The 15,838-nt window shown below is 42.6% G+C and carries 18 protein-coding genes; all 18 read left to right on the top strand.

All coding sequences use genetic code 11. The features are described 5' to 3' along the window. Positions 1-270: 270 nt before the first annotated feature. The 18 genes from INE92_RS02750 (at position 271) to INE92_RS02665 (ending at position 15,480) form a co-directional block, all read left to right on the top strand. Positions 271-1,167: a helix-turn-helix transcriptional regulator gene (locus tag INE92_RS02750; RefSeq protein WP_195435636.1), complete on the top strand. Its 897-nt coding sequence runs from the start codon at positions 271-273 to the stop codon at positions 1,165-1,167. After that, positions 1,160-2,971: a DNA repair protein gene (locus INE92_RS02745; RefSeq protein ID WP_195435633.1), complete on the top strand. Its 1,812-nt coding sequence runs from the start codon at positions 1,160-1,162 to the stop codon at positions 2,969-2,971. The genes INE92_RS02750 and INE92_RS02745 overlap by 8 nt, the downstream gene beginning before the upstream one ends. 2 nt (positions 2,972-2,973) lie before the next feature. Beyond that, positions 2,974-3,921: a hypothetical protein gene (locus tag INE92_RS02740; protein ID WP_195435630.1), complete on the top strand. Its 948-nt coding sequence runs from the start codon at positions 2,974-2,976 to the stop codon at positions 3,919-3,921. A 121-nt stretch (positions 3,922-4,042) separates the two neighbouring features. Next, positions 4,043-4,849, top strand: a complete 807-nt coding sequence (locus tag INE92_RS02735; RefSeq protein ID WP_212701945.1) for a tetratricopeptide repeat protein — start codon at positions 4,043-4,045, stop codon at positions 4,847-4,849. Positions 4,850-5,036: 187 nt separating this feature from the next. Next, positions 5,037-5,423: an FmdB family zinc ribbon protein gene (locus INE92_RS02730; protein WP_212701943.1), complete on the top strand. Its 387-nt coding sequence runs from the start codon at positions 5,037-5,039 to the stop codon at positions 5,421-5,423. Then, positions 5,420-5,632 (top strand): hypothetical protein, encoded by a 213-nt coding sequence (locus tag INE92_RS02725; RefSeq protein ID WP_195435619.1) that lies wholly within the window; start codon positions 5,420-5,422, stop codon positions 5,630-5,632. The genes INE92_RS02730 and INE92_RS02725 overlap by 4 nt, the downstream gene beginning before the upstream one ends. 470 nt (positions 5,633-6,102) lie before the next feature. Next, complete coding sequence (locus tag INE92_RS02720) at positions 6,103-6,717, top strand: TetR/AcrR family transcriptional regulator (protein ID WP_007845701.1); 615 nt, start codon at positions 6,103-6,105, stop codon at positions 6,715-6,717. A 95-nt stretch (positions 6,718-6,812) separates the two neighbouring features. After that, positions 6,813-7,919, top strand: coding sequence for a tyrosine-type recombinase/integrase (locus tag INE92_RS02715; protein ID WP_117867094.1), 1,107 nt, complete (start codon positions 6,813-6,815; stop codon positions 7,917-7,919). A gap of 66 nt (positions 7,920-7,985) precedes the next feature. Continuing rightward, positions 7,986-8,324, top strand: a complete 339-nt coding sequence (locus INE92_RS02710; protein ID WP_211421294.1) for a hypothetical protein — start codon at positions 7,986-7,988, stop codon at positions 8,322-8,324. A 97-nt stretch (positions 8,325-8,421) separates the two neighbouring features. Beyond that, the gene (locus INE92_RS02705; RefSeq protein WP_211421293.1) at positions 8,422-9,012 is read left to right on the top strand and encodes a T6SS immunity protein Tdi1 domain-containing protein; all 591 of its coding nucleotides are present in this window, start codon (positions 8,422-8,424) and stop codon (positions 9,010-9,012) included. Between the two features lie 84 nt (positions 9,013-9,096). Beyond that, positions 9,097-9,798 carry a PoNe immunity protein domain-containing protein gene (locus tag INE92_RS02700; protein ID WP_007480240.1) on the top strand — a complete coding sequence of 234 codons (702 nt, stop codon included), beginning with the start codon at positions 9,097-9,099 and terminating at the stop codon, positions 9,796-9,798. Between the two features lie 9 nt (positions 9,799-9,807). Then, positions 9,808-10,329, top strand: a complete 522-nt coding sequence (locus INE92_RS02695) for a DUF7691 family protein (protein WP_211421292.1) — start codon at positions 9,808-9,810, stop codon at positions 10,327-10,329. An 85-nt stretch (positions 10,330-10,414) separates the two neighbouring features. Continuing rightward, positions 10,415-10,612, top strand: a complete 198-nt coding sequence (locus tag INE92_RS02690) for a hypothetical protein (RefSeq protein ID WP_005924149.1) — start codon at positions 10,415-10,417, stop codon at positions 10,610-10,612. Positions 10,613-10,622: 10 nt separating this feature from the next. Further along, complete coding sequence (locus INE92_RS02685; protein WP_004326093.1) at positions 10,623-11,174, top strand: hypothetical protein; 552 nt, start codon at positions 10,623-10,625, stop codon at positions 11,172-11,174. A 30-nt stretch (positions 11,175-11,204) separates the two neighbouring features. After that, on the top strand, positions 11,205-12,047 hold the full coding sequence (locus INE92_RS02680) for a helix-turn-helix domain-containing protein (protein ID WP_033572530.1): 843 nt from the start codon (positions 11,205-11,207) through the stop codon (positions 12,045-12,047). A 31-nt stretch (positions 12,048-12,078) separates the two neighbouring features. Then, positions 12,079-12,981, top strand: coding sequence for an RteC domain-containing protein (locus INE92_RS02675; RefSeq protein WP_004326095.1), 903 nt, complete (start codon positions 12,079-12,081; stop codon positions 12,979-12,981). A 35-nt stretch (positions 12,982-13,016) separates the two neighbouring features. Next, on the top strand, positions 13,017-13,445 hold the full coding sequence (locus tag INE92_RS02670) for a helix-turn-helix domain-containing protein (protein WP_007845709.1): 429 nt from the start codon (positions 13,017-13,019) through the stop codon (positions 13,443-13,445). Continuing rightward, positions 13,408-15,480, top strand: a complete 2,073-nt coding sequence (locus INE92_RS02665; RefSeq protein ID WP_211421291.1) for a bifunctional DNA primase/helicase — start codon at positions 13,408-13,410, stop codon at positions 15,478-15,480. Before INE92_RS02670 ends, INE92_RS02665 begins: the two co-directional genes overlap by 38 nt. Positions 15,481-15,838 lie beyond the last annotated feature (358 nt).

The following is a 15,838-nucleotide window of genomic DNA, read 5'->3' as shown; positions in this document are numbered from 1 at the left end:
TCTCCGAGACATATTAGAAATTGAAGAAGCGTTATGCTTGTCTTATAGTTGAAAACCTAGGAAATTTTCAAATGAACAAAGAGAGCATAGTGGTTCTCACGCTATAGCGTGGGCTGCTATTCTTACATCTTGTTCATTGGGTTTTCCTAGGACCTTCAGCTAAGACGTAATTTTGCAGTGCCACGCTTTTTTTGCAAATTTACCGTGACAGGTAAGACGTTTTTTGTCTGAGGAGTAGAGTTATTTTGTAACCGAATAAAGAAAAACACTATGGGAAAACTTGAAAAATGCCTGTACATCATAGAGCTTCTGTCGCGTGGCAAACCGATGTCGCTCAAGGAAATCAACCATCATTGGGAATATTCCTCTCTCTATGACGGAGAAATCATACCCAAAACATTCGGACGATACAAGGAGTATGTCTCCAATGTCTTCGCCATTGACATAGAGTATGATACGGGAGCAAGGAAGTATTACATCTCCAATTTTGACTATATAAAGAACAACTCGCTTTACAAATATCTGCTTTCCGCTTTCCACATGCAAGGGCTCTCCGAACTGGCCATGAAGCATCGCAGAGAGTTGGTCTTGGAAGATGTGCCCAGCGGTGTGGAGCATCTGCATGCTATTCTCGAAGCCATTGACCGCAAGGTAGTGGTTGAGTTCGACTATCACTCTTTCAACCGGCAAGCAGTAAAGCACCACGAATGTATTCCTTGCTTTCTTAAGACATGGGAACAGCGCTGGTATCTCATTGCCGAGCCGCTGAATCGCAAGAATCCCTCAGTCTATGCACTGGAGCGCATCAGCAACTTGCGGCTGACGGAACAACAACTTTCCCCCTCACCATATATCAATCCGCAAAGCTATTTTGAAGGTTGTTATGGCGTGAATCATGAAGACTGCCCTCCTGTACCTATTAAAATAAAGGTGTATGGCAGTCAAGTGGATTATGTGAGGGCACGACCTATTCATTCTTCACAAGAGGAAGTGGAGCAAGGGGATGGCTGGAGTGTGTTCAGCTACTGGCTTCGTCCGAGTTATAACTTTTATCAGATGCTGTTGTGGCATAGGGAGAAGGTGGAGGTGATGGAGCCGAAAGAGGTGAGGGAGGAGATGAAGAAGATAGTAAATCAAATATCAAAACAATATAACATTTATGGATAAGTTAAGAAAACAAGAATTGGAGCATAAAATTGAAAATGCTTCTCCATTAGATTTTGTTTCCGTTCTTCAAGAGATCGAACAATACGAGAAAGAAGAAACAAAAGCTGTAATTGATGATTTATATAAAGAATTCAAAACGGAAGATGATATGATAGAAAAGCTAGTTGTACCTGTATTCACTTCTGTTATAGATGGTTTTTTAGAGGCAAACTCTGCAACTCGTAAACTTAGGAAGAAAGGGATAACAGCAAGTAAATTGGTCTCAGAATGTTCTTCGTTTACATACGAGCAGTCCCAACAAGCATCTTATTTGTTGGATGGCTACATGGAGTATAAGAATATACGAGAAATTACAGCTGAGGATTTTCAGGAATATGGCGATGATGTGCGGACTCAATATAAGGGAAACAGAAATTATTGGGAAGCCAAAGAATCTTTGGATAAATATAAAAATGAAAAATTTGAAAACAATGACAATAAAATAAATGCAGTGGATGAATACACAGGAAAAAAAAATGTGTATAAAGAACAGGCACACCCGGATGGGCGTAGAAATATAAAAGAGTATAAACATCGAAATCAAGCACATGTAGATCACATTGAACCATTGTCTAAAATCCATGAACGCCTGAAAGGTAATTACGCATTAAGCGATGAAGATATAACGAATATAGCAAATGCAGATTATAACTTTGCCCTAACAGCAGCTTACATCAATAATGGTACAGGTGTGAAAGGTAAAGGAAATAAAGGTGATATGACAATTCCTGAATTTATTGCAGATCAAGAAAAACGTGAACGAAATGGAGAACCCCATTTAGGATTGACGCCAGAAACCAAACAAAGGATGATGCAGGAATGGAAAAAAGCAAACGCAGGAATTAATGACGCTGTCAATAAAACAACAGGGAAAAATATCACTAATTTGGGGAGTGAACAGCAAAAAATAATTTTAGATAAAACCTCTAAGAATGCTTTGAAGCAATCTCGGGATTATATGGTTGGGAATATAATCCTATTTATTATTAAGCCTTTGTATTTTGAACTCTCTGATATTTTTCGCAACGGGCTTAAGGAAGGAGTAAATGCACATACTATTTCAGATGCACTTCAAATAAGGTCTAATCGAATAAAAAAATTTGTCTTGAATAATGCGTTGACTTTTTTAGGAACAAGTGTATGGGATTTTGTCAAAGGTTTTATTTCCTCCTTGATAGAAGGATTGATAAGTCTTTTTGTGGGTGTGTTCAAACAAATTCTCAAACTTATCAAAGAAGGAATTAAAGTTTTTGTACAAGCAGGGAAAATTCTATTTGGAGAACAATCTAAACAAATGACTACTGCACAAAAGGGAGATGCCATTATCAAGATTCTTGGAGGTAGTGTAATTACTATTTGTGGAATAGGAATTGAAGCACTCATTAACAAATTAGGTATTGGTGAACCGTGGTCTGTAGTACTTGCAACTATGATGTCGGGTATAGCATCGGTGTTATTTATGTTTTCTCTTGATAGAATGGATCTTTTTAATGCCAGAGCAGAAACTAGACAAGCAAGAATTAAAGATATTTTTAATGAAAGAATTAAAGATATTAAAGACGCAACAACTGAAATGACTAAAAATGCTATGGATAAGCTTAAGCAGCAAAGATTGGAATTTAATAAATCCATGGTGGAATTTGATAAAGCAGTATCATGCAGTAACTATACTTTGCTAAATGAGATTGTAATAAAACAAGCTAAATTGTTAGGTATAAATTTACTTCAAACAACAAATAATAACAAAACTAATTGGAGCTTATAATTATGATTGCAGAAAATTTAACAAAACGAGCAGCCAATATAGCTGCTAATGCATTTGTACCTATTGTTTTTGGTATTGCAGCAAAAGCAGCTTTAGGAGCCGCAGCTTACGCAGCTAAACACATAGAATTTCCTGAAGATGGTTTTGTTGAAGTACAGCTAAAAAAAGTAAGAAAATTACTTACTGGCACACCTAATAGTCTGAAAAAGGAAAAGGAAATCCTTCAAAAAAGAATCGCCCAAGCAAAACAGAATTTTAACTACTATAAGTCTAAACATGAAGAATTACTTTTAAAAGACATTCAACATCCTATCGATGAAATCAATAAAAACAAAGCGGTCATTAAAGAAGCTGTTTTAAAGAGATTGGCTGATGCTTTAATAAAAGTTGGAATTAAAAGCGATATTAAAGACTATCCTTTGGAAGTGTTAGACTATAGAGAATTTCCCATATCAGATAACTTTAACATAGTAGAGAAGCATCATAAAAAATTAGAGAAATTAGGCTATGAACTTAATGATGCTTATTTGGTTGTAACCCCTATGCTATACATTTTTAAATCTATAAAAGATTTAAAGAAGTTGCATGATGAATCAGAAAAGTTTAAAGATGAGGCTAATAATGTATTAGCAGAAATGAAAAATGAACTCAATCGGATGAATGAGTTACAAATGACTTTAGATAATATTTCTGGAATATTCAGTGACTTAAAGAGTAAATATGTGCCATTTATCGAAGATTTCACAGAAGAAGTCGCAAAAGAATACTCCTCTTATGAAGAAATACCTGAAAAATATTTATATTTTATAAAGAATTGCACCATTATATTAAGAGAAATTTGCGAAAAGAAAATTGTGAATTGCGGCTCTTTAGAGAAAGTAAAAGAGTATAGTGATGAAGTGTCAATAAAGTATTGTGACTTGAAAGCACAATTTGGAATTGCTGCTTAATTGCTCAACTATACAATATAACACGAGTTCGATATAGCTCACATTATATATCAAATTTAACAAAAAACATTGAACAATATCGAACCACATAAAAAAACAATACGTTATCATTCTTAAAAATATGGAAAACGAGAGTACCGCTGAAAAGCTATTAAACGAAGGACTGGAGCTACTATCTAGCGAGAAGCCCCAAAAGCAGAAAAAAGGATTTTACTCATTGCGAGGAGCAACCGCTTTAGGTCATATGAAAGCCTTCTATTATGAAGGAGTATGCTATAAAGAAGGTCTTGGAATATACCAAAGCGATGAACAAGCTTTTGAGCGTTTTTTAGTAGCTGCGGACGAAGTACCGGAAGCTAAGTATGAGCTTGGCCTGTGCTATATCCATGGAATGGGCACTGAACAGGATATAGACAAAGCCGTTGCATGCTTCAGCGATGCTGCACAGCGTGGAGTTCCTGAAGCCCAGTATGAATTAGGTGTTTGCTATCGGCGTGGTGAAGGTGTGGAACAAGATATAAAAGTTGCACTATACTGGTATGAAAAAGCTACCAGCCAGGGATATTTGAGAGCTTACCATAATATAGGCATTGTCTATCAACACGGTCTTGGAGGGATACCTACTGATTATAACAAAGCTTTTAATTACTTCTTGAAGGCGGCAAATGAAGAAAGCACTGAACCATACTTCTGCATCGGTAATTGTTATCTGAACGGATTGGGAGTTGAAAAAAATGAAAAGGAAGCAGCCCGCTGGTTTCAAAAGGCAGCAGAACTGGGAGAGCCAGACTCCATGTTCCATTTGGCTTGGATGTATCAAGAAGGTGTCGGAGTTGAACGGAACAGTGAATTATCTACAGAATATCTCTATAAGGCAGCAGAAGCCGGATGGGAACCTGCTATTAGAATTATAAAAGGAGAAAATTAACTGTAAAATTCTATTTTGACCAAACAATTCGGAGACTTTTGTCCCCCTCCCTATCTTACTTTGCAATGCAAAACGATAAAAGGCGTAGCATTATGAAGAAAGATAGGGATTTGTCATTATTTGTCGGCAATAGAAGAATTATTATTCCAAGAAATATAAACAACCATTAAAGAAAGGAGAATCGATTATGCTTAGAGATACATCTATTTTTATTTGTGACAATTGTGAACATATATTCAAAGCTTTGGATATAGAATATAATTGTATGGCACTCAGTGCTCCGCAGAAATGCCCGAAATGCGGCAGCTATCATACGATGCCGGTGAATGATTTAGATTTTCCCGGCAAGACTATCTATGAAGGAATCTGGGAAAAGCAAGATAAGACTGGCAATCATAATGTCACTTGCTACTATCCAAGTGACATACTTGCAAAGAGTCTGAAAGAACGTGAAGAGTGGAACAGCCAAGACCACACGGAGGAATTCAAGAAGAAACTAAAGAATGGTTGCTTAGATTACAAGGAGAAGCCAATTGAAGATTTAGATAATCTCTTAGAATATTTGAAACAATGAGAGCATTTATACAATGCGATTTTACCGGACATCCATGCAATCCTAATGCGTTTGTGGCATTCAGCGGTTTGAAGGGATACGAATGTTCTTTTTTCAGAGATATGAAGAACTCATTGCGAACAGTCATCTTAAAGAAGACCTCATTATTAGTGGCATCGGCATCATCAAACGAAGATTACAAGATTTCAGGATTGAATGTACCGAAATAGACTATCCGCAAGAAAAATACATTCCGGTAACCAAAGCATAATACCAAAGGCTTAAATAATACAAAAACACCCAACTTTACATTCTTGGGTGTAAAATTGGGTGTTTGCTTTGCAATTTGCTGATTTTCAGCGTTTATTGCGGAGAGGGAGGGTTTTGAACCTACAACCCTAACCGCTTATATTTCAGCTACTTTGCTTTCAAAATTTCAAATAGGTAACGAAACAGTAACGATTTTCAGATGTTGGGTTTGTCCAACTTTGACCGCTGTTTGTCTGCCTAACTTTCGGGTTCAAAGATACGGCTTTCTTTTGAAACTCGCAAATATCTGATAATAAATATTTTTGGGTTAGTGCAAGGTGCAAGCTATATATATAAATATATACTTGCACCTTGCACTAAAAAAAAGCACTGGGGTACAAATGCTTAAAACAAAATCCGTATCTTCGTAACCGATTAAAAACAAACGTGTATGATAATAACTAACCGTGAAGAAGTAATAGATAAAGCGTTCGGCGTATTTGTCAGGATGAACTACGAGAAAGCAAGCATCATCACGCTTGCCAAAGCCTGCGGGGTGACAAAAACGGGTATCGTTTATTATTTTCCGCACAAGCTGGATTTATTCATGGCTGTGGCGGACAAATACGTGTTGCAAATGCACGAACCGGAAAACAAGTTTGCCGCTCCTGCCGATACGTTGGCGGAGTTCATCGGGCAATACGTGGCGGGGGTAGCCGCTTCCATGAAAAGGATTGTTGAACTGATTGGTGATAATAGCAGCCCGCATGATTGTAGTCCTAACTTCTACTACTTTCACTTTCTGTCACAAGTGCGTATGTACTATCCGGGCATCAGGCAGAAAATTGAGAAAATCTACCGACAAGACTATGACCTATGGGAGAAAGTCATACAGAAAGCAAAAGAAAGCGGGGAAATCAGGAGTGACACGGACGTGAAGAAAACGGCTATCATGTTCCGGCAAATGTTTTTAGGACTGTCATACGAACAAGCATTTCTGAACGGTCTGAACGTGGACGAACTGGCAGAAAATTTTCGCCATATCTATTCGCTGCTTAAAGCCTGATACTCTTTTGTTTTTTTAACCTCTATTATTTTTGAACAGATGTTCAAAAAGTGATATTTTTATCTTATCTTTGGAGCGAAGCAAAATTCAGCGACATGGATAAGGTTCAGAAACAGAGAGGAAGCATCGTTCTGTACAAGGAAGAAAGAAACGGTGCGGACTACATACGAATAGAGTATGTAAACAGTCAGGCTGTCGCCCTGCTGCTCGCCCAAGATACGGACGTAGAAAAGGCAGGCAACAGTTCTGCCTACATGCCTGCCACCGCTTTTAAACTGCCGGATTTCTACGACCGCTATTCGCCCCACGCCTATATTGATTACAGCCGGGTTTACGTGCGGCATCCAAAACCCAAAAGGGAATACACACTGCCGAAAGGCTACCTCGAACTGCTGGAACAGAAGCGGTACAGCCTTTCCACCATAAAAGCCTATAAAATCTATTTCAGCGACTTCATGGAATACCACAAGGGGCAAGACCTTGACCTGCTGACGGTCGAGGACATAAACAGCTATATGCTCCACATGGTAAAGGAAAAGCACATATCCGCCACCCAGCAGAATATGCGTATCAACGCTATCAAGTTCTATTACGAGAAAGTCCGGAAAGGCAAGCGGCAATATTATGGCGGGATAGCCCGTGCAAAAGAGTACAAGGCATTGCCCGAAGTATTAAGCCGGGAAGAAATGAAAAGCATCTTCGCACAGTTATCCAATCGGAAACACAGGTGCATGATTTCTCTCATTTACTCTGCCGGGCTACGTCGAAGCGAACTTCTGAACCTGACACCCCAAGACATCATCAGCGAACGGATGCTAATCAGGATTGCCGGGAAAGGCAAGAAGTGCAGGTATTCCCTACTGTCGGAAAAGCTGCTCAACGAACTAAGGGATTACTACCGGGAATACAGACCGCAAAAATGGCTTTTTGAGGGCGAACAGGCAGGCGAACAATACTCACCCAGCGCATTGGTTAAGATATTGAAAGAAGCGGCAAGGAAAGCCGGAATAAAGCATCGGGTACACCTGCACATGCTCCGGCACACGTTCGCCACCCACCTGCTGGAACAAGGGACAGACCTAAGAACCATACAGGAACTTATGGGACATACCGATATAAAAACAACAGCAATTTATCTGCACGTATCGAACGCCTATAAAGCAAAAATCCCCAATCCGCTGGATTGTTTGGATGATGATTAGGCAATGATTTAATAGTGAATAGGAACTACACCATAAGGTGCGTTTATCGAAAAATTAGTGTTTAATATGATGAATGAAAAATTAAAAGATAAAGTCGTTGCTATAGAATTGGCAGGAAATAATATATTGCTTGTCAATGATAATGATAATTTTAAGAATGAACTTATCAGTCTTGGATTTGAAAAAGTAGAACCATATTATTCTATTTCTATGCCTATTGATGATGTTGAAAAGCGTGCAGCTCTTTTTCAAAAGTTAATGGAAATCGGAACATTATTTTCCAATGGCAGGGATTGGTCGCCCTCTGAAATAGTTAGATATTACCGTGATAAAGGTTTAATAAAAGGTGATTATCTTAGGATAGTATGGAGAAATGAACAAGATTTTGATATTACTACTGAATAGATTCTTAAAATTGCAAGGAATAAACACTAACACGCACCTCAATCGCCTTAAAATGGCGATTAGCTACAACCCATTATCAACCATAAAGCGCACAAATATGTACGAGAATTTTTTAGAAAAGAACCTCAATAGTATCAGACAAGCGATAGATGATTCCTTTATTGCTAAATATGCCGATTTGTCTTATGCCGAACTGACTACCTTATGGCAGGAAGTCGGATTGGGTAGTTATTGTGACGGAATGATTAAAATCATCAATCCGTCCGATTACCAAGATGTGATGAACTCTTGCTATGTCATGGACTATGATATGTCGTTTTTACCATTCATGTGCACAGCTTTCGGTGATGTCTTTGCCTATGTAAAGAACCCCCAATTAGATAATTACATCGTTTATCTGAATATCAGATATGGAACATATTTAATACTCCCTGACAATCTCACATTGCTGCTAAATAAAATAATTTTCAACAGAAGCACCTTGAAAGGCTGGTTTGATTTGGAAGATTATCCTGTAATGCAAGAGAAAATAGGTACGCCGGGCTTTGACGAGTGTTTCGGATATTCTCCACTGTTGGCAATGGGTGGAACTGAAAGCATTGAAAATGTCAGGATAGTTAAGACGCTTCCATACATTGATATTAATACCCAAACAATCGGCAGATTCAAAGAGTCTGATAAACTTTGAGGTTAAAATAGGTTGATAACAACGCAGGATAACGGACAAGCCGTTCCCTGCTGAACCATTAACATCAAAAAGCAGTGTACCATAATGGAAACAAGAGATAAACTTTTTACAGAAGAACAGTATTTGAAGCAACTGAAAATGTATGATGAAGATATTAGTTATTATGAACAAATGCATCTTTCAGGAAAACATATAGGTTACGATTCTTTGTTCAATTATAGGCTTCGTTATTTATTAGTACAGTATTCTATGGGACAGGATATTGATAAGCTGAAAAACAATTATGTGAAAGCCCTCAAAACAATGCCGAGATTTTGGACGGACAACGGATTTTATATTGAAATGTTGTGGCTTCTGTCAATAGGCATTATGTTGGATTACGAAGACGACCTTATACATGGTCTGGTGCAACTGATAAAAGACAGAGAAGCTAAAGACTATATTTATGATACATTGATTAGATACAGATTTCCTGATTGGGAAAGGACAACAAACCAAGTATTATATCCGTCACCCTATCGAATTGCTATCACTGTTACAGAGTTGGCTGAACAAGACAAAGCAGAAGCGGTGAAACGATTGGAAAAATACCTCAAAAAAGAATGGTATCGAGGACATTCTGATTTATCTTGGCATGACGACCATAAATATGGTATCAACCATGACGGTTATTGGTGTTTTGAAAGCGGTGCATTGGTCAAGGTCTTGGGGCTGGATGATAGCAGCCTGAAAGGGTTGCCCTACTATCCATACGACATGGTACACTGGAATGACAATATTAAATGAAGAAAAGGTATGAGTTACTCTGTTTGTGCATATTTGACAGAAGCCGATAAGGTAAAGTCTGTTTATGGAACTTGTGATAATCAGCTTATAAACCAATTAAAGGTTGCGTTGAAGCAGGAACTTGACACTCTGAACGATTATTTCAGCGATAGCCTGAACACGGATAAAGATGCTTATGCAGCGTTGGCAGATATAGTGAACGGAGAAATCCGTTATCCCGAAATTGCTTTCATGTACGGGTATGTATATGAAAAGATTTGCAACCATTATGGAACGCAAATCTACTGTGCGGAAAACCTTTGGCAATTGGATAGCCAAAGTACATTCATCCCTATTCCATTGAGCAGTGATTTTCCCTATATCATCAGCATACCCATTTCAGATTTGGAGAGCAAGCGGACGGAATACACCTCACTACAAGAGGGTAACGGTATCGGAGATTATGATTACGAGCAGGAAATGGACGACTTGAATTTCATTTTCGATGAAGCCGTTGAAGCGCAAAAAGACCTTGTTATTATGGTGTATTGATATGGTACACTGGAATGAGAATAAAATATGATGTTAACGAAGCAGGATAACGGACAAGCCGTTCCCTGCTAAACCATTAATCAATATGAGTAACCTTATCACAGTAAATAGATTTGGAAAAGTTCTGATATGGGTATGGAACAGATGTATAAAGAAAACTGCCATTCCTTATGAAGAACTTGATTTCCATTACCCCGATTGGGCTTTCATTATTACAGGTTGTATCTTTTTCGGGGTTGTGGTAGGTGTTACCCTCCTTTATTTTGCTTTTATAAAACAATAGACTATTTACAATGAAAGCCCGACTTAAATACCCGATATTCAGCTTTGCCCCCAAAGGCAACATGATATACGTGTTTCGCAAGGAAGAACTGTACACAACGACCAATACCGAGTTGTTGAAGAAGCGGAAGAACTACATTGTAGTGGATGCAACCGGGACGAAATATGTTGAAAAGGGGGCGCACAAAGTGAAGTGGCAAGGGATATTCGGATATTGTATCAGGATGCAGGGACGTGTGATTTCCATTGAATACGAGTACGGGGACAACCCCGAACCGTTCCCACTACGAAAACTGCAAGAACTGGTAGCGGAACGATACCCCAAGACACGGTGGTTCAAGGAAGAATGCTGGAACAGCGCAGACGAGTTCCGGCAAGCGATTTTCGCCTGCAAGACCTTTGAGGAAGTGGCGGACATACTGATGCCCGAACGAAAAACGAGCGTTTGGCAGCGCATTGAAGAATATTTCCTGCGGGCAGGTTTTCTTATGCTTGCCGCCATGTTCCTTTATCACGTGGTTTGGCGGCTAATCCAAAAGTTTTGGCTATGGGCTACCGGGTAACGTACAGAAAACAAATCAATTTATTCAGATATGGAACAACGGATTACATCATTATTGCTTCCCGCTCCCGAAGCGGAGTTGGAAGCGTCCTGCAAGGAACTGGACGAAAAGGTAACATGGCTGCTGCACAACAGCCGGAAAATGGACAACTACTTGGAACTTGAACCGTTCAGCAAGGACGTGCGGCTGTGCGCCCACGTGTGCGACACGCTCAAAAGCCTGCCGGAAACGCCGACACTGGCGGCATACAAGGACTACAAGGCAATCATTATCCTGCTGGGTATGTCCACCACCCATTACGCCATACTGGACGAACTGGCGGAACAGCACCGCAAGCGGGACGAGATACCCGAACTGACCGCCTACTGCGATGCGCTCCACTGGATGCGACCGGGACGGCAGTACCTCTGCAACGTGTACAACACGGTATGCCACGCTTTCCACCTGCTACGGAGAAACCCGGTAAGGGACAACCGCCTGCTGGTGACGGAAAAGGAACTGCGCCACGCCGAACGGATGCTGCCGGAGCTGGGCAGGCAGACATTCACCGAAATGGTGCGTCTGAAAGGCTACATGGTCTATGATGCCGAGCAACTGGCGGACAAATGCGGCATGGAATACGGCTCGTTCCGACGGAAGGTAAAGAAAATGACCGGGTACACGGCTAAGGAATGGGTGATAAAGGAGCGTGCAAAGGACGTGGAACACTACCTGAAGAACACCAACCTCACGCTTACGGAAGTGGCGTTCACCACCGGGTTCGCATCGACATCGAACCTGAACGACTTCTGCAAGGCTTACTTGCTGGACACACCGGGCGAGATACGCAGAAAAGCGCAGGAAACAAGAAAATGCACAGTTACAAGAACGTAATGTGAAAAATCAAGAATAAAACAGATTTTTTATGCCCGTAACTTTGTGCTTCATAAAAGATAAGCACAAGGTTATGGAACATAAGATACCGTTGGAAACATACTTCGCCGGACTGCTTCAAAAAGTGGAATGGCAGATACAGGAATACGAGGACACCGCAGCGGACACGCTGACGCTCTGCCGCCTGTGCGTGGACTACCTGCAAGAGATACTGGGCGAACTCAAAAACTTTATAATCTCCTACCCGTTCGCCAGCACGGAAGAGGAAATACACTTCTTCAAGGAACTGAAACCGCTTTTAGCGAGCAAAATCATCTATTACAACACCGTTTACAAGATAGAGGTGCGCTTCCCCAGCGGCAGCGAGGAAGTGCAAAGGGACTACCTGCTGTCGGAAACCGACCGGATTTCAAAGTCGTTCCAGCGGAACTTGGCGTTCTACCAGTACCACCGAACGAAAGCCACCTACTTGGACAGGCAGTATTTCATGCGTGGGAAGCCTGACATACAAATCATCGTGGACAGTTTCTATTACGAAACAGACCCACAGTTCAGCACCAGTCACGATTTCAAGGTAGCCAAGATTTTAGCCAACGAACTGCTGGAAATATACCTCACCAACCGTCTGCACGAGCTGGAACGCCGGGAACAACGCAAGCGGGTGAAGAACGGCTTCATGGGAAAGGTGTTGCGCTGGACGGGGACGAAAAGGGCGTTGGTGGAACTTATCTACGCACTGGACGCCTGCGGCTGTCTGAACAAGGGGACGGTTGATATTAAGGAGATTGTAGCCTACTTTGAATACGTGTTCGACATCGACCTCGGCGACTTCTACCACACCTACATGGAACTAAAAGCCAAGACCAAAGACCGAACGGGCTTCCTCTCCACCCTGAAAGACAGGTTGCTGATGCGCATGAGGGAGCAGGATTAGGCAACCGTGCTTTAACAAAATTTATTTCGCCACAGGTGGGTACATCTGTGGCGTTTTATTTTTCAGGACACCCGAACTTTGCGGCAAATCAATCAGTTACCGTTATGGAAATAATAACATTCGAGTCCAAAGCCTACAAGGAACTGGACAACAAGATTACCGCCATTGCCGACTACATCTTCAACCACATGGAAACGGCAAGGCAAAGCGAGGAAGACATGTGGGTGGACAGCTACGAGGTCTGCACGTTCCTGAAAATAAGCGAAAAGACCCTGCAACGCCTGCGGGTGTCGGGAACTATCGCCTATTCCAACATCAGGGGACGCTACTTCTACAAGGTCAGCGAGATACGCCGGATGCTGGAAGAACGCCTGATAAGGAGCAACAAGGAGAACATCGACAACCTGATAACCAACCACCAGTTGTATGCTAAGGAAAGAGGAAATCTTAGAAAGAACAAGTAACGGGCTGGCGGTGTTCAAACACTACCTGCCCGGCAATTGGCGCATAGGTCGCAACTTCCTTAACCCGCTGTACGAGGACAGCAAGGCTTCCTGCAACATCTATTTCGACCGCCGGGGCGGTATCTACAAGATGAAAGACTTCGGCAACGACAGTTACAGCGGCGACTGTTTCTTCCTCGTGGGGCAGTTAAAGGGGCTGGACTGCAACCGGGCGGCTGACTTCGTGGAGATACTGGAAATCATCGACCGGGATTTGGGCTTGGGGCTGGCTTCCGGCATTCCGGTTTCCGTTCCCCCGGCAACCGTCTGCCGGGCAGTGCCGGACAAACCCGAAGAAACGCCCGAAAAGCCCGTCAAGCCCTACCAGTTCCGGGAACAGAAGTTCCCGCTTGCCGAACTGGTGTACTGGCAACAGTACGGCATCACGCCCGAACTGCTGGAACGTTACAAGGTCTGTTCGCTCCGGGAATACAACAGTGAAACGGCAGAGGGCAAACCGTACACCTACACTTCATCGGTGGCAGAACCCATGTACGGCTACAAGGGCAAACAGCACATCAAGCTGTACCGCCCGTTCTCCACGCCCCGTTTCCTCTACGGCGGCAGCTTCGGTGAGAACTACTGTTTCGGGCTGGAACAACTGCCAGCCAAAGGCGACACGCTATTCATCACGGGCGGCGAGAAAGACGTGCTTTCGCTGGCGGCGCACGGTTTTCACGCTATCTGCTTCAACAGCGAAACGGTGACAATACCGCCCACGCTGGTTTATCGGCTGACATTCCGGTTCAAGCACATCGTCCTGCTCTTTGACATGGACAAGACGGGCAGGGAAAGTTCATGCAAACAGGAAAAACTACTGGAAGAATTTGGAGTGAAACGCCTGCTGCTCCCGCTTCCGGGAACGAAAGAGGAAAAGGACATATCCGACTACTTCAAAGCCGGGAACACCCGTGAAGATTTCCTGAAACTGTTTATCGAATTTTTAGACAACCTGTATAGCGACACATTGATTATGCTTAAATCATGCGAAATAGATTTCAACAACCCGCCCGCCAAAGCGCAAGAGATTATTTCGGCGGGTGACGTTCCGCTGGGGACACAAGGCAACCTGTTCGGCATCACCGGGGGCGAGGGAACGGGAAAGAGCAATTATATAGCCGCAATCGTGGCGGGCTGCATCTGCCCGGCTGGTGCGGAAGTAGATACGCTGGGCATACAGATAACCGCCAACGGCAAACACAAGGCGGTCTTGCTCTACGACACCGAACAGTCGGAAGTGCAACTGTTCAAGAATGTAAGCAACCTGCTGGCACGTGCCAAACAGCCGGACAAACCCGATGAACTGAAAGCGTTTTGTCTTACCGGCATGTCACGCAAAGAACGCCTGAACGCCATTGTACAAAGCATGGACAAGTTCTACTACCAGTACGGCGGCATCCAGTTGGTCGTCATTGACGGCATCGCAGACCTTGTTAAGAGTGCCAACGATGAAGCGGAAAGCGTGGCGGTGATAGATGAACTTTATCGGCTGGCGGGTATCTACAACACGTGTATTCTGTGCGTGCTGCACTTCGTCCCCAACGGATTGAAACTGCGGGGACATTTGGGTAGTGAGTTGCAGCGTAAGGCGGCTACAATCCTTTCGATAGAGAAAGACGAAGAACCCGCCCAGTCGGTCGTGAAAGCCTTGAAAGTAAGGGACGGAAGCCCGTTGGACGTTCCTTTGATGCTCTTTGCATGGGACAAGGAAGCGGGGATGCACGTGTACAAGGGCGAGAAGCCCCGTGAGGAAAAGGAGAAGCGCAAGGAAAGGGAACTGGTGAATGTCGCACGTGACATCTTCGGGCGGCAGACACGCATCACCTACATAGACCTTTGCGAGCAGTTGCAGCAGGTATTGGACATCAAGGAGCGCACCGCAAAGAGCTATATCCGCTTCATGCGGGAAAGGGACATCATCACCAAAGACACGGCGAACCAAAGCTGTTTTGTCATCGGTTCATATAATCTTCAAAGGAACGCAAGCTGCCCGTAGGCGTATGGGCTGAACTTGTGTATTTTTAGGTGCTTGTGTCCTGCCCTGTTGTGATAACACGGCAGGATTTTTTCTGTTTGCACGTGATTTTTCAGGGTATTTGCTTAACTTTGCAGAAGTTACACGGAAAAGTAACGGCAGTTGGACGGCGGTTGCCGGAATATTGCCTTTATATATAACATATACGTTCGCCGAACGTCCCGATGCGAAAACTGGCACTTTTCAAAATGTGGGGATATTCAGCGCAGGATATGCTATGCGTTTGTCATAGCGTGGCTGCACTGTTTCCACATTTGGGTATGCCAGTACCTCGCATCGAAACAGCGTCATGCCACGCTTTCTTTTTTGGGGTTGCGGC

It is taken from the genome of Bacteroides xylanisolvens (assembly GCF_018289135.1).
GTDB lineage: Bacteria > Bacteroidota > Bacteroidia > Bacteroidales > Bacteroidaceae > Bacteroides > Bacteroides xylanisolvens.
The sequence above is the reverse complement of the archived record's forward strand: the minus strand, read 5'-3'. Positions and strand labels throughout refer to the sequence as shown.

Coding starts and splice junctions, on each gene's coding strand:
- INE92_RS02750 (WP_195435636.1), top strand. CDS start 271: ATGGGAAAACTTGAAAAATGCCTGTACATCATAGAGCTTCTGTCGCGT.
- INE92_RS02690 (WP_005924149.1), top strand. CDS start 10,415: ATGAGTAACCTTATCACAGTAAATAGATTTGGAAAAGTTCTGATATGG.
- INE92_RS02740 (WP_195435630.1), top strand. CDS start 2,974: ATGATTGCAGAAAATTTAACAAAACGAGCAGCCAATATAGCTGCTAAT.
- INE92_RS02735 (WP_212701945.1), top strand. CDS start 4,043: ATGGAAAACGAGAGTACCGCTGAAAAGCTATTAAACGAAGGACTGGAG.
- INE92_RS02745 (WP_195435633.1), top strand. CDS start 1,160: ATGGATAAGTTAAGAAAACAAGAATTGGAGCATAAAATTGAAAATGCT.
- INE92_RS02715 (WP_117867094.1), top strand. CDS start 6,813: ATGGATAAGGTTCAGAAACAGAGAGGAAGCATCGTTCTGTACAAGGAA.
- INE92_RS02700 (WP_007480240.1), top strand. CDS start 9,097: ATGGAAACAAGAGATAAACTTTTTACAGAAGAACAGTATTTGAAGCAA.
- INE92_RS02720 (WP_007845701.1), top strand. CDS start 6,103: ATGATAATAACTAACCGTGAAGAAGTAATAGATAAAGCGTTCGGCGTA.
- INE92_RS02730 (WP_212701943.1), top strand. CDS start 5,037: ATGCTTAGAGATACATCTATTTTTATTTGTGACAATTGTGAACATATA.
- INE92_RS02675 (WP_004326095.1), top strand. CDS start 12,079: ATGCCCGTAACTTTGTGCTTCATAAAAGATAAGCACAAGGTTATGGAA.
- INE92_RS02710 (WP_211421294.1), top strand. CDS start 7,986: ATGATGAATGAAAAATTAAAAGATAAAGTCGTTGCTATAGAATTGGCA.
- INE92_RS02705 (WP_211421293.1), top strand. CDS start 8,422: ATGTACGAGAATTTTTTAGAAAAGAACCTCAATAGTATCAGACAAGCG.
- INE92_RS02695 (WP_211421292.1), top strand. CDS start 9,808: ATGAGTTACTCTGTTTGTGCATATTTGACAGAAGCCGATAAGGTAAAG.
- INE92_RS02680 (WP_033572530.1), top strand. CDS start 11,205: ATGGAACAACGGATTACATCATTATTGCTTCCCGCTCCCGAAGCGGAG.
- INE92_RS02725 (WP_195435619.1), top strand. CDS start 5,420: ATGAGAGCATTTATACAATGCGATTTTACCGGACATCCATGCAATCCT.
- INE92_RS02685 (WP_004326093.1), top strand. CDS start 10,623: ATGAAAGCCCGACTTAAATACCCGATATTCAGCTTTGCCCCCAAAGGC.
- INE92_RS02665 (WP_211421291.1), top strand. CDS start 13,408: ATGCTAAGGAAAGAGGAAATCTTAGAAAGAACAAGTAACGGGCTGGCG.